Here is a 12500-nt window from a genome sequence, read left to right as displayed (position 1 = left end):
GGGCGTGACTCGCGTGATCAGACGCCGAACTCCCTGATCGCCGCCCGATCCCGCCCGAACACGACACGTTCGACCTTCCCCTCAATAACCCTCTTTACCACTCGCGAGTTCAGACCGGCTCGTGTTGGGAGCGCCGGGCGTAGGCGCGGGCGGCGCGGGCCCGGTCACCGCAGCGCACGGAACACCACTGCCGTCGTCCGTTGCGCAGGAAGAACCGGGTGCACGGAGCCGATCCGCAGGCGGCGATCCGCTCGGCGTCCGGGCCGGTGAGCAGGTCCGCGGCGTTGGCGGCGAGCGTCGCCAGCGCGTGCTCGACGATCTGGGTGACCGGATGCGGCGCGATGCGATGCAGCCCGTGGACCGGATCCCAGCGCAGCAGTTCCGCTGTCGGGGCCTTGCTCAGCGCGTCGTTGACGGCGTTGAGCGCGCTCTGCGGGGCCGGATCCGAGCAGGACTTCGAGGCGAGCAGGACGCGCACCTGTTCGCGCAGTGAGCGGACCAGTCCCGCGCACATCTCCTGCAGACCGGCGTCGACCGGGGCGAGTCCGTGTTCGACGAGCCAGTCCGTCGCGAGGGCCGGGTTGCCGAGGAGATCGGTGAACTGGCCGCCGGGCAGCGCGATCGCGGTGTTGGCGAGGGCCAGCGCGACGTACTGCTCGGCGCCCGGCGCGGGCGGCAGGGCAGCGGTGTCGAGATCGGTACCGGCGTTGTCGTGCACGTCCTCATGGTAAGCGCCGGGTTCAACCATGAGAAAGCCTCACGGAAACGGTTGCACTCTTCCGTGAGAACTGGCTAGTGTTCCTCACGGAAATAAGGATAACTATCCGTGAGGTGGATGATGACAGCCGGCACGAACCAGATCAGCGACCAGCTCTCCGTCCAGGTCTTCGGCGGGCCGACCGCCTTGATCGACTACGGCGGCCTGCGGCTCCTGACCGATCCGACCTTCGACGAGCCCGGCCACTACGGAAGGCCTGACGGGAGACCCGGCCTGACCAAGACGGCACCGCCTTCGGTGAGCCCGGCGGACCTCGGCCGCGTCGACGCCGTCCTGTTGTCTCACGACGAGCACCCCGACAACCTCGACAACTCCGGTCGGGAACTACTGGCAGGCGTGCCGCTGACACTCACCACGCCCAGTGGTGCGGGCAGGCTGGGCGGCACCGCGAAGGGCCTGGAGACCTGGGAGACGGTCGAGTTGACCCGCCCAGGCGGAGGAACGGTGACCGTGACCGCCGCACCCGCGCTCCACGGTCCGGAGGGCGCGGAGAAGGTGACCGGCGACGTCGTCGGCTTCGTGCTCACCGCCCAGGATCTTCCGACGGTCTACGTCAGCGGCGACAACGCCTCGCTCGACGCCGTCCGCCAGGTCGCCGACCGGTTCGGCCCGGTCGACGCCGCCGTGCTCTTCGCCGGAGCCCCGCGACTGAAGCCGGTCCTCGACGGCGCGCTGCTCGTCCTCGACAGTGCCCTCGCCGCCGAAGCGACGCGGATCCTCGGCGCCCGCGTCGTCGTCCCCGTCCACATCGACAGCTGGGAGCACTTCACCGAAGGCCGTGACGACCTGGTGGCCGCGTTCACCGCGGCGGGCTTGGCCGACCGACTCCATCCCGGAGGGCTGTGAACAGCCGCTCGAGGCGCGAGCTGGCGGAAGACGACCAGGCCGAGACTATGCAGGGTTTCGAACCGGAACTGCTGATCGTCCTCCGAACATCAGCTGCTGCATCGCATCTCCCTCTCGACGAGGGCCCGGAATGTGTACGGGGGTCGGCCGGTGAGCCGCTGGACGGTGTCGGTGATGCGGTCCTCCGCCCCTTCGGCGATGGCACGGTCCATGCCGGCCAGGATGGCGGCGAACTCCACCGGCACCTCCGCTGTAAGGCGATCGCGCATCTGCTCGTAGGACAGACGGCGGTGGACGACGGGCCGGCCGGTGACCTCGGTGATGATCGTGGCGATGTCGTCGTGGCCGAGTGCCTCGGGTCCGGTCAGGACGAGATCGGTGTTGGGGGCCTGCTCGTCGGTCAGCGCGCGTACGGCGACGGCCGCGATGTCCTCGGCGTCGACGAAGCCGACGCGGCCGTTCTCGGTGGCGGTCCAGATGACGCCCTCGTCGCGGATGCTGCGGGCGTGCGCGTGCGTGCCGGTGAAGTTCTGCATGAACCACGAGGGCCGCAGTACCGCCCACTGTTCGAAGAGATCGGGCAGGACCTGGTGCACCGTCCCCACCGCCGGGCCGCCCTCGGGGATGGCCGAGGAGCTGAGCAGCACCGCGCGGTGCACACCAGCGGTGCGGGCCTGCCGGAGGAAGGGCAGCATGACCGCTCCGGGATCGGCGTCACCGAGGGGTGGTACGAGGTAGAGGCGGTCGACTCCGTCGAGGGCTGCGAGGTGGGTAGCGGAGTCGTACCAGTCGAAGCCGACCGGTACGGCACCGGGAATCGGGGTGGTGCGCCGGCTGGCCGCCCGGACGCGGTGGCCGTCCGCGACCAGTTTCGCCGTGGTGCGACTGCCGGTGGTACCGGTGGCGCCGATGACCAGGGTGGACTTGGTGGTCATCGGGTGGTTCCCGCGAAGTCGACGCCGGGCTCCAGGACGGCCAGCGGGTTCCAGTAGTCGCGGTAGGAGGTGAAGCGTCCGCCCTGGGCGGTCACGACGGCGATGTAAGTCATGTCGAAGGGATTTCCGGTCTGCTTCAGGCGCCCGATCGCGCGCATCTCGACCACGATGGTTTCCGGATCGGTCGTCTGGTGAATTTCCAGGTGGGGGAACTCGTGCAGTTCGATGTGATCGGGGTAGTCGCGCATATAGGCGGCGATGGCCGCCCGGTCCGCCAGTCGTTCAGGCCAGCCCTCGGGGGCGAAGGGGAATTCCATCGTGCCGTCCTCGGCCCACAGGTCGATCCAGCCGGGAATGTTCCCGGCCAGCATCAGCTGCAGGCCGTGGCGGAAAAGCTCTGCCGGAGAAACGTACTCGGACACGGGTACCCTCCCTCTCATAAAATGCGGACTCAAGGTCCACTACAAGATAGCGGACCGGCGGTCCGCTTTGCAAAGGGAGGACGTGCGTGGCCGAACGCAAACCCCGCAAGGATGCGGTGCGCAACCGCGCGGCCGTGCTGGCGGCCGCCGACGCCCTCTTCGAGGACAGGGCCAGCCCCGAGGACATCACCATGGCCGATATCGCGGCCGCTGCCGGCGTCGGCAAGGGGACGCTCTTCCGCGCCTTCGGTGATCGGACCGGGCTCATTCGCGCCCTGTACGCGGCCCGGGCCGAACCGGTCATGGCCGCCGCCGAGGCGGGCCCGCCGCCGCTGGGGCCGGACACTCCATCCCGTGAGCGCATCGTCGCCCTGCTCGACGCGCTGCTCTGCTTCAAACTCGACAACCGCCCGCTCGCGCTGGCCCTGGAGGAAGGCGGGAGCAGCAGCCCGTACCGCGCCGAGCACTACGAGCGGTGGCACAGCCTGCTCCGAGCCGTGCTGGAGCAGATCCCCGGCCTGACTGACGGCGACTTCGCCGCCCATGCCCTGCTCGCCGCCACACGAGCCGACCTTGTCGAGCACCTGAACGGAGAATCGCGTATTCCGCGGGAAGAAATGCGGGCACAGTTGGCGAACTTCGTCACCAGAGTCCTGGCCTCCGGCCCGCTGCAAGTCTCGACCGCCGAGGCGTGATCGAGGATCGGGCGAATCCTTGACGGCGCCGCTTCCTCGACCGGCACGGCGCCTGACCGGACCTGGCCTACCGGCGCCGAGTCGCGCGCACGACGACGTCATGGAGCGGGGCGTCTCGTCCAGGAAGAGTGCGTTGGCCCTCCTCGGCGGTGACAACCTCCCAGGCCGCCTCGTCCAGCCGCGCCGTGATCGCCGCGGCGGTGGCCGACGCCTCGGCGGGCGGATGGTGACCGTGACCGTGGCCGCCGTGAGTATGGAGGTGCCCGACGATCAGCAGCGTCCCGCCGGGCGCGACCCACTCCGCGACGCGGTCGTAGAACTCCAGCTGCGGCATCGCCGGATGCGCGTAGTGCGTGGTCACCAGGTCGAACCGCATGCCCGGATCCCAGGTGCTCAGGTCCGCCTCGATCCACCGCAGCCGCTCGGGCGTGCCACGTTCGGCGGCGCGGGCCAGCACCGCCGACGAGATGTCGGCGGCGGTCACCTCCCAACCCCGTGAAGCGAGCCAGATTGCTTCGGCGCCCTCACCGCAGCCCGCGTCCAACGCCGTACCAGGCACCAGCTCGCCGACCTCGCGGACGAGATGCGGATTCGGTGGGCTGCCTGCGCCGTCCCGCTGCCAGTGCTCTTCCCAGTACTCCTTGTCGAACCCGTGCGTCATCGGTCGATCCTCTCCGGTCGTCTCCGGCGATGGTGACGACCGTGAAGGCAAGATGGCAAATCTTGTTGCCGAATGGCAAAATGGACGGATGGCCGAGGCACTGGATCGCACGCTCGACGCCGTCGGGACGAGGTTGAAGCACCTGCGTCAGCGCCACGACATCACCCTCGCCGACCTCGCCGGGGCGCCCGATCGCCTGCGGTGACGGATCGACCATCCTGCCGCTGACCCGCCGACCGGGCGGTATCCAGGCTTACAAGTTCGTCCTTCCCCGTGGCGCCGACGACACCGAGCCGGATCTGCGCACCCACGAGGGATACGACTGGGTTTACGTTCTCGACGGCAAGCTACGACTGGTCCTCGGCGAGCACGACCTCCTCCTCGAACCCGGGGAAGCCGCGGAGTTCGACACCCGCACCCCGCACTGGTTCGGCGCCACCGGCGCCGGCCCCGTCGAGTACCTGAGCCTCATCGGACGGCAAGGCGAACGCGCGCACATCCGCGTCGGTCCGAAGGCTCCGTTGTCCGAGTAGCAAGAAAGGAAGCACCGCCATTCCCACCATCACAGCGCAGATCCCCACCCCGGACGGTCAGGCAGACGCCTTCGCAGCCTTCCCCGAGGGCGGTCCGCACCCGGCCGTCCTGCTCTACCCGGACGCCTTCGGGCCACGCCCCGTCCTCTGGAAGATGGCCCGCGAACTGGCCGACAACGGGTACTACGTCCTCGTCCCCAACGTCTTCTACCTGCACCGCCCGGCACCGGTGTTCGATCTTCCCGAGCACATCACCGCCGAAGACCGGCCTGCGCTCTTCGGCGAGATCATGCCTCTCGTCCAGGCGCACACCCCCGAACGCACCCTGCTCGACGCCGAAGCCTTCCTCGGCTTTCTCGGCGACCAGCCCGAGGTCCGTCCCGGATCGGTCGCCGTGATCGGTTACTGCATGGGCGCCGTCCTCGCGATGCGCACGGCGACCGCCCATCCCGGCAAGGTGGCCGCCGTCGCGGGATTCCACCCCGGTGCCCTGGTCACCGACGCACCCGACAGCCCGCACCGGCAGATCCCGAGCCTCACCGCCCAGGTCCACCTCGGTCTCGCCGAGAACGACATGACGCCCGAGGCCATCACCGAGATCAGCCAGGCGTTCGACGCCGCCGGAGTCGGCTACTCCTGCGAGATCTACCCGGGCACCGTCCACGGCTTCACCATGGCCGACACCGACGCCTTCGACCCCGCCGGATCACAACGCCACTGGGAGCGGCTGCTGGCCCTCCTCGGCAGCACCCTGACCTAATGACGGGTGTTCCCAATGTCGCCTTTGAGACACTGAGCGTCTCAAAGGCGACATTGGGAGTTTCCGATTAATGCGATTGACGTCCGTCGACGACATTGGCAATGATGACCGCATACCGGAATTCAAAGGAGCAGGCATGATGAACGCGCGACAGCAGGGGACGTCCACTCTCGTGCTTTCGTCGTGCGCCCAAGACCTTCTGGCCTGCCCAGGCTCCCCGCCGTGACCGAAAACGTCACGCCAGGGAGCCGCCCATCGGGAAACCGATCAGGGCGGCTTTTTCTATTCCACAGTTCGTCGATGCAGTTCTTTCGCGGTTCCCCGGAACCGCACTCCCGGCGCCACGGCGCCGACGCCCCTGTAGCCCAACGGAAGAGGCAACGCGCTCAGAACGCGTCCAGTCCAGGTTCGAATCCTGGTGGGGGCACCACACCCGATCCCGGTTGGTGTAGCGGCAGCACGACGGACTTTGACTCCGTCAGGCCAGGTTCGAACCCTGGACCGGGAGCAAGCCCGTTGTGCCATATTGGGCAATATGCCTGTCACTTCCGAGAGTCATACGGAGAACGACTACGACGCCTTCGCCGAGGCATACGCGGCCGAGAACGGGACCAGTCTCATCAACGCCTACTACGCGCGACCCGCGATCTTGGATCTCGCCGGGGACGTGTCCGGCCGCCGGATCCTCGACGCGGGCTGCGGGGCGGGCCCGCTGTTCGAAGCTCTGCGTGATCGAGGCGCCGACATGACCGGCTTCGACCTCAGCGCCAAGATGGTGGAACTGGCCAGAAAGCGGCTCGGCGACGACGCGGCCTTGCGAGTGGCCGACATCGGCAAGCCGTTGCCGTTTCCCGACGACGAATTCGACGACGTCATCGCGGCACTCGTCCTGCACTACCTGGAGGACTGGGCCGCACCGTTGGCCGAGCTCCGCCGCGTGCTGAAGCCCGGCGGCCGGCTGATCCTGGCCGTCAACCACCCGCTCAGCTTCAAGCTGCTTTATCCCGAGGCCGACTACTTCGCGACCGTCAAGTGGTCCGACGAGTACAGCTTCAATGGCCAGACAGCCGAGCTGACCTACTGGCATCGGCCCCTGCACGCGATGACCGATGCCTTCACCGCGGCCGGTTTCCGAACTGCCGTCGTCAGCGAGCCCCACCCCGCGCCGGGTGCGCGCGAGCGGTTCCCGGAGGAGCTTGCGGGCAAGACAGCCTTTCTGTGCTTCTTGTTCTTCGTCCTCGAGGCTGCCTAGCTCCGCCTGGCGTCCTGCGCCGACTAGGCGACCGCCTCGCGCAGCTCGTCCGCAGCCTGGGTGATGAGCTGGGAGAGTGAGGCAGCCGGTTCGGCCAGCCAGCGGGACACGGCGCGACGGTGGATCGCCAGCACCACGTCGATGATGAAGCGTGCCTTGCCAGGCTCGACACCGCGACGCTCGAGAGCCTGTGCCAGCGCGTCGGCGATGTCGGCGAGCTTGATCAGATCACGTTCGGCCAGTGCGGGGTTGGCTGCGATCACTCTGACGCGGCGCAGCAGGAACTCGCGTGGGCGAAAGATCTCCTCGGCGGTTCTCAGCGCGGTCAGTACCGCCTCGAACGGCGTGAGGCCCGGGTCGGTCGCCTCGACCTGCGCGACGAGGCGGGCCTCGAGTTCGTTACCGGCGAAGAGGACTTCCCGCTTGTCGGGGAAGTAGCGGTAGAAGGAGCGCTCCTTCAGACCAGCGGCATCCGCGATCTGCGCGACCGAGGTGCGCTCGAACCCCTGGTTCTCGAACAGTTCGAGCGCAGCGCGCTCGAGTCGGCCCTGTGCGTCGGATTCCCATCTCGGCATACCCGTCAGAGTACGACAACAGCATCTGTCGTCATGCTGGTACGGTTGATGACAACAGATGCTGTCATCACAGAGGAGATCGTCATGAAGGCTCTTCAGTTCGACCGGTTCGGTTCCCCGGACGTGATCGTGCTCCGCGATGTCCCACAGCCGGAGCCCGGACCCGGTCAGATCCGGATCGCCGTACGGGCGTGCGGCCTGACACCGGCCGACTGGCACGTCGTCGACGGTCTCCTCGCCGACCATCTGCCACCGCTGCCGCGCGGGCTCGGCTTCGAGATCGCGGGCACCGTCGACGCGCTCGGTGAGGGCGTCGACGGCGTCCGGATCGGCGACCGTGTCTTCGGCCCGGCCACCTTCGAGGGCCCGACGGCCGGCGCCGCCGAGTACGCGCTGATGCCGGCCTGGGCACCCATCCCCGACGGCGTCACCGCCGAGCAGGCCGCCGCGTTGCCGATGGCGGCCGAGACGGCGTGGCGCGCGCTCGACGATCTCGGCGTCCAGCCCGGTGAGCTCCTGCTCGTCCACGGCGCGGGTACCACCGTGGGTGAGGCGGCGGTGCGCTTCGCGCTGCACCGGGGCATTCGGGTGATCGCCACCGCCGGACCCACTCGGACCGCCGCGCTGGAAGAGATCGGCGCCCAAGTGACCACCTACGGCGAGGGCATGGCCGAACGCGTCAGCGCACTGGCCGGGGGCCGTATCGACCGCGCCCTGGACGCGACACCGACCGGCGGACGGATCGACCGCGCCGACCAGCCCAGCCCGGCCGGTGGCTCGCTGCCGATTCTGATCGAGCTGACCGGCGACCCCGACCGCGTCCTCAGCGTCTCGGACTTCGCCGCGGCGGCCGACCTGGGAGTCCGGATCACCACCGAGATCCGCTACGACCAGATGGACGAGTTCGCCCGGCTCGCCGGCGAAGGCATCCTGGCCGTACCGGTCGCCCGCACCTACACGCTCGACCAGATCCAAGAAGCGGCCGAGCTCAGCCAGTCCCGCCGCCCCGGCGGCAAGCTCATGCTCGTCCTGTGATCGCCCGGCCGGCCTGACTCACCGGTGGCAAACAGTCAAGCCTCTGACCAGGCAAAACGCTCTCAGATCGCCGCTGAGCGCCGAAATCCGTCGTCCGGGTGTGATCACCCCGGCCCATAGTCGTGACTCCTGGGGCTGTCAGCCTGTGTGGCGATAGCCGGAATGCGTCGGCGACCACAGGTGCGGCATGGTCACTACCAGCTGCTGGATGAATGGGCACACGGCCTCAGCTGATTGACTCGTCCCTCACCCATGAAGCGAGCGAGCTTGTCGAAGATCGACGACGACCTCGTGGCGAGAGCCAACGAAGTGGATCGCCGTCATCGTGAAGAGCATCAATGCCCGATCTCGATGGAGGGCCTGATGCGCACGGTCCGCGTGCGATGGGAGGCCAAGCACGCTGTTTCATAGTGGGGACGCCTCGCCTAGCCCGACATCGGCCTGAACCGCCCCTGAGCTACGTAGCCTGAGTCGCCGCACGGCCGTCGACCATTCTTTACGATCGCGGAAGACCCGGTAGCGCCGAGCGCATCTACAAGTGGCAGACGGGGGAGTGATGAGAAGGTCCGCGGTTGGAGTCCTCGCTGCTGGTGCGTTCGTGGCGGCAGCCGGTTGGCTGTATCAGCGCATAAGGCAGCGCTGTGACGAGCGCCGGTTCCCGCCGCCTGGTCGTCTCGTCGATGTCGGTACGCCTGCAGATGAATGCACGGCGGGTGTGGATGTTGCGGGTGGTGATGTGTAGGGCATACGCAGGTAGGCACACCACAGACTGGCGATCGTCACCCGCTGATCGGCGTTGTCCTGGCCAGGGCGTTCCAGTGCATGCAGGCCAGCTAGCCGGACGGGCGCCTTCTCGGAACCGAGCTGGTCGGCGGCCTTGGTGTAGAGCTCAATGACCCGCCGGGCCCTGGCGTCGTCCTCAGTGTGTGCCTGCGCGTCCAGGCGTGCACGCAGGTCCCGGTCGCTGGCGTTGCACTCCGAGGTAGAGCGCGAACAACGCGCCGCCGCCAGCGACGACGCTCAGCGCGATCTTCACCGCGTCCAGCTTCGCGGTCACGAAGTCCTTGCCGTTGATGGCGGTGTTCGGGTTCACATGCACGGCGGCGACCCGCTCCAGCTAGGCCAGCGTCAGCCACAAAACCCCGCCCGCCACGAGCGCGAGGGCGATCAAGCCCAGCACGAGCACGGTCCAGGGCAACTGCTTGTCGGCCCGCGTCCGAGCACGGGCTGAGCGCGCCCAGTCCGGCAGGCGGCGCCGATGTAGGCGGGGCTTGGGTTCAGCAACGGTGATGCCCATACGTCGCGTGAAGGTCGCGGTGTGCGCCTGCGGCAAGTGCCGGGTGGTGAACACCGCGTTCGGGCACGCCAGGCAACCCCACAACGACATCGGGCACTGCTTGCCCTTCGCCCCGAACGGCGAGTCATAGAAGGCGCGGCAGGAGGCCAGGAACACGTCGCTCTCACGCGACAGCAGTGCCTGCACCTGCTCAGGCGGCAGGTCCCCGCTTCCGGCATCGAGGCGGGTGCCGTCCTCGTCGAGCACCACCGGCGGCGGCAGCGCGAGGTCCAGCGCTTCGCGCAGGCCGTCCTCCACGGCCTGGTCGTGCAGTTCATCGTGGGCGGGAATGTTGGCGTAGTGGCGGGCGGCGACATGGGTGGTGTGGCCCTGGGTGAAGTCGGCGAGCACGCCGGTGGCTTTGAGGTACCGCTGGGACTTGTAGGTCTTGCGCAGCCGCCGCAGATCCAGCCGTCCAGGGTTCCGTCGGCGTCCGTCATCTGGTCGATGTCATGTCGTTTCTGCCAGTTGTCCACGTGACCCCAAGGACCCTGCCCGCCGAGCGGAAGGAGTCGCGCAGGCCCTTGGCTCCGTAGCTGACCCACAGATCGGTGCTGCCACTGAACTCGCGGGCTCGCGCGGTGAGCCGCAGCGCCAGTCGGATCAGGCCGCCGGGATGGTGCAGGGCACCGCCGTCGCTGACCCGCATGGACTTGGAGATCTGGCGCCCGTGGGCGCGCCGCTTGACGTAGTTGACGCTCACGAACCCGCGGGCGGGGTTGGTCAAGCAGTCGGCTTGCAACCGCTTGGCGCACTCCGGCTCAAGCCCGGTCATGCAGATGAGCAGGATGCGGATCGCCTCGAAGACGTTCTGCGGGTAGGCATCCAAGGGTCTTGTCCGACGGGCTCGGGTTTCCCGTCCGAGGAACCGCAGCTGGATGGCCAGGTCGGGATCGAATGTCGTGGGGCTGGCGTCGAACGCGACGCGGAGCAGCCGGACCACCACACCGATGCTGATGCGCGGCTGGTCGCTGTCCGGTCCGTACTCGGCGATCAACGCCTGCTCGAACGCATCGATGTGCTCGGCCTCCAAGTCACTGAACTCGACCTCGGTGGCGTTCTGCGGGTCTGGTCCGGCGATGAACCGCACGAACTTCCGCACCGAGAACAGGTTCACCTTGAACGCCTCGTAACTCGATTCGGGTCCGTCGACGGCCACCGTGCGCAGCGTCTCGGCGAGCTGGCGGGTCAGCCGCGAGCACGGCCACACGGACATGTCGAACGTGCGATCGGCGCCATCCAGGTGTAACCGGAGCACCAGCGAACCGATGTCCGGAACAGGAGCGGGTTGCGCGGGCATCTGCTCCTTGGTCGGGAAGGACGCCCGGCGGCCACGGCGACCGGAGCCGGCACCCTCGGTGCGGCTCACGCGGCAGCCCCGTCCTCGAGCCGGACCCTGCTCAGCGCTTCGGCTTGTTCATCCCCTTCGCGCAGCGCGACAGCACAATCTCCTGCGCCTCGTCCAGGACGTCGAGGTAGACGAAGACCGTCTCGCACTGGCGATGGCCGAGCAGTAGTTGCAACTTGCGCAGTGGGTCGCCGACGAGCAGCCGTTTCACCTGCTGGCTCATCAGGGTCTCGCCGGGCTCCATGCGCAACGCGCGGACGGTCTGGCGCAGTAGCAGCCCGAGGCATGTGCACGGCGAATGTGTGACGCAGGGCGTGCGGATGGACCACCAGGTCGAGGCCGAACCGGGCGCACCGTTCGTTGGCTCGCCGAAATACCGCCTGCCAGGTCGACCGCGACAGCGGCAGTCCGTCCTCACCGAGCCACAGCCACAACGGACCACCTTGACCGTCATCGCCGACCCGGCACAGTTGCCGCCGTTGCTCGATCGTCACATGCGAGTACGGCCGCGAGCGGCCATGCTCGACGAGCGTCAGTGCAGTCTTGCCAGCGGAGCGAACGCCGATCCAGTCGTCCGCACACCCGTAAGCCCCGGCTGACCGGCGGCGCTCGACCAGCTCATCACGCTCGATGTCGAGGTAGTGGTGCAGGTCGCGCAGCACGCGCCGCGACACGAACACCGTCCTCGGCTGGCTGTGCTTGGTGATCGTCGCGGGCAGGTTCAGGTCGCTGGTCACCGAGGTACCGCCGCTGCGCCAGCGGCGGTACCTCGGTGACCAGGAGGCTCGACGCCTCCCTCAGCCGTATCCCGGTGCAGACCAACAGGTCGGCGAACACCGCGCTGCGCTCGCCGTGCCGACCGCGCCAACTCGGGTCCGACGAGCCGTCGGGTAGCTGGCCACGCAACCCCACGTCTCGCCACACCAGATAGTCCTCATAGGCCAGAAACCGCACCGACCCGACACTGTCGTCGACCTCGCGCTCGGCATTGAACAGCACCCTTACCAGCCCGCGGGGCGTCAACACCGTCTTCTCCACCACACGAAACGGCTGGGCCTCGATCAGCTCCTCGTGCACCGCCCACTTGACCCACTTGTCCAACGCCGCGATGAACCTGTTCCACGTCGACGCGGACACCGTGAAACCCTTCGTCCGCCGACGCGCCCGCTTGTAGGCGCGCAGATCGTCCTGGCTGGTGTCCCAGATGGACCGTCCACCAGGTGCTGGTAGAGGAGCGGCCGAACAGCATCAGATCACGCGCGTACGCCTCCCTCGTGTGCTCCGAGCGCACACCCCACCCATCCAACTCGCGCACGAACCGGTT

16 protein-coding genes, 2 tRNA genes and 1 pseudogene are annotated in these 12500 nt (G+C 68.1%); 8 read left to right on the top strand and 11 right to left on the bottom strand.

Annotated elements, in window-relative coordinates; genetic code table 11:
- Positions 1 to 109: 109 nt before the first annotated feature.
- Positions 110 to 748, bottom strand: a complete 639-nt coding sequence (locus BKN51_RS13170; protein WP_101607913.1) for a CGNR zinc finger domain-containing protein — start codon at positions 746 to 748, stop codon at positions 110 to 112.
- A 90-nt stretch (positions 749 to 838) separates the two neighbouring features.
- On the opposite strand from BKN51_RS13170, the gene BKN51_RS13165 reads away from it, so the two are divergent.
- Positions 839 to 1624: an MBL fold metallo-hydrolase gene (locus BKN51_RS13165; RefSeq protein ID WP_101613200.1), complete on the top strand. Its 786-nt coding sequence runs from the start codon at positions 839 to 841 to the stop codon at positions 1622 to 1624.
- An 89-nt stretch (positions 1625 to 1713) separates the two neighbouring features.
- On the opposite strand, the gene BKN51_RS13160 is transcribed toward BKN51_RS13165, so the two are convergent.
- Complete coding sequence (locus tag BKN51_RS13160; RefSeq protein WP_101607912.1) at positions 1714 to 2559, bottom strand: NmrA family NAD(P)-binding protein; 846 nt, start codon at positions 2557 to 2559, stop codon at positions 1714 to 1716.
- The gene (locus BKN51_RS13155) at positions 2556 to 2981 is read right to left on the bottom strand and encodes a nuclear transport factor 2 family protein (RefSeq protein ID WP_101607911.1); all 426 of its coding nucleotides are present in this window, start codon (positions 2979 to 2981) and stop codon (positions 2556 to 2558) included. Before BKN51_RS13155 ends, BKN51_RS13160 begins: the two co-directional genes overlap by 4 nt.
- Positions 2982 to 3067: 86 nt before the next feature.
- Here BKN51_RS13155 and BKN51_RS13150 point away from each other — a divergent pair, with 86 nt between their 5' ends.
- The gene (locus BKN51_RS13150) at positions 3068 to 3676 is read left to right on the top strand and encodes a TetR/AcrR family transcriptional regulator (protein WP_101607910.1); all 609 of its coding nucleotides are present in this window, start codon (positions 3068 to 3070) and stop codon (positions 3674 to 3676) included.
- Between the two features lie 67 nt (positions 3677 to 3743).
- On the opposite strand, the gene BKN51_RS13145 is transcribed toward BKN51_RS13150, so the two are convergent.
- The gene (locus tag BKN51_RS13145) at positions 3744 to 4337 is read right to left on the bottom strand and encodes a class I SAM-dependent methyltransferase (RefSeq protein ID WP_101607909.1); all 594 of its coding nucleotides are present in this window, start codon (positions 4335 to 4337) and stop codon (positions 3744 to 3746) included.
- Positions 4338 to 4528: 191 nt separating this feature from the next.
- Between BKN51_RS13145 and BKN51_RS13140 the strand changes: the two genes are divergently transcribed.
- The 5 genes from BKN51_RS13140 (at position 4529) to BKN51_RS13120 (ending at position 6882) form a co-directional block, all read left to right on the top strand.
- A complete protein-coding gene (locus BKN51_RS13140; RefSeq protein ID WP_335645085.1) occupies positions 4529 to 4870 on the top strand; it encodes a cupin domain-containing protein in 342 nt (113 codons plus the stop codon).
- Positions 4871 to 4889: 19 nt separating this feature from the next.
- A complete protein-coding gene (locus BKN51_RS13135) occupies positions 4890 to 5630 on the top strand; it encodes a dienelactone hydrolase family protein (protein ID WP_101607908.1) in 741 nt (246 codons plus the stop codon).
- A gap of 354 nt (positions 5631 to 5984) precedes the next feature.
- Positions 5985 to 6060: transfer RNA gene (locus BKN51_RS13130), tRNA-Leu, on the top strand.
- Positions 6061 to 6067: 7 nt separating this feature from the next.
- Positions 6068 to 6138: transfer RNA gene (locus tag BKN51_RS13125), tRNA-Gln, on the top strand.
- 27 nt (positions 6139 to 6165) lie between these two features.
- Positions 6166 to 6882 (top strand): class I SAM-dependent methyltransferase, encoded by a 717-nt coding sequence (locus BKN51_RS13120; RefSeq protein ID WP_101607907.1) that lies wholly within the window; start codon positions 6166 to 6168, stop codon positions 6880 to 6882.
- Between the two features lie 23 nt (positions 6883 to 6905).
- On the opposite strand, the gene BKN51_RS13115 is transcribed toward BKN51_RS13120, so the two are convergent.
- The gene (locus BKN51_RS13115) at positions 6906 to 7457 is read right to left on the bottom strand and encodes a TetR/AcrR family transcriptional regulator (RefSeq protein ID WP_101607906.1); all 552 of its coding nucleotides are present in this window, start codon (positions 7455 to 7457) and stop codon (positions 6906 to 6908) included.
- An 84-nt stretch (positions 7458 to 7541) separates the two neighbouring features.
- Here BKN51_RS13115 and BKN51_RS13110 point away from each other — a divergent pair, with 84 nt between their 5' ends.
- Complete coding sequence (locus tag BKN51_RS13110) at positions 7542 to 8492, top strand: NADP-dependent oxidoreductase (protein WP_101607905.1); 951 nt, start codon at positions 7542 to 7544, stop codon at positions 8490 to 8492.
- Positions 8493 to 9411: 919 nt separating this feature from the next.
- On the opposite strand, the gene BKN51_RS43065 is transcribed toward BKN51_RS13110, so the two are convergent.
- The 6 genes and pseudogenes from BKN51_RS43065 to BKN51_RS43980 form a co-directional block, all read right to left on the bottom strand.
- Positions 9412 to 9591: a hypothetical protein gene (locus tag BKN51_RS43065; RefSeq protein ID WP_146044336.1), complete on the bottom strand. Its 180-nt coding sequence runs from the start codon at positions 9589 to 9591 to the stop codon at positions 9412 to 9414.
- An 18-nt stretch (positions 9592 to 9609) separates the two neighbouring features.
- Complete coding sequence (locus BKN51_RS13105; protein ID WP_101607904.1) at positions 9610 to 10179, bottom strand: hypothetical protein; 570 nt, start codon at positions 10177 to 10179, stop codon at positions 9610 to 9612.
- An 85-nt stretch (positions 10180 to 10264) separates the two neighbouring features.
- On the bottom strand, positions 10265 to 11197 hold the full coding sequence (locus BKN51_RS13100; RefSeq protein WP_101607903.1) for a hypothetical protein: 933 nt from the start codon (positions 11195 to 11197) through the stop codon (positions 10265 to 10267).
- Between the two features lie 31 nt (positions 11198 to 11228).
- Positions 11229 to 11426 (bottom strand): hypothetical protein, encoded by a 198-nt coding sequence (locus BKN51_RS44260; RefSeq protein ID WP_233223172.1) that lies wholly within the window; start codon positions 11424 to 11426, stop codon positions 11229 to 11231.
- A gap of 37 nt (positions 11427 to 11463) precedes the next feature.
- Positions 11464 to 11838: pseudogene (locus BKN51_RS44940) on the bottom strand (hypothetical protein); the annotation flags it as partial.
- Positions 11798 to 12382 carry a site-specific integrase gene (locus BKN51_RS43980; RefSeq protein ID WP_199193034.1) on the bottom strand — a complete coding sequence of 195 codons (585 nt, stop codon included), beginning with the start codon at positions 12380 to 12382 and terminating at the stop codon, positions 11798 to 11800. The gene BKN51_RS43980 and the pseudogene BKN51_RS44940, both read right to left, overlap by 41 nt.
- Positions 12383 to 12500: the final 118 nt, after the last annotated feature.

It is taken from the genome of Amycolatopsis sp. BJA-103 (genome assembly GCF_002849735.1).
GTDB lineage: Bacteria > Actinomycetota > Actinomycetes > Mycobacteriales > Pseudonocardiaceae > Amycolatopsis.
This window is presented reverse-complemented; position numbering and strand designations above follow the sequence as displayed.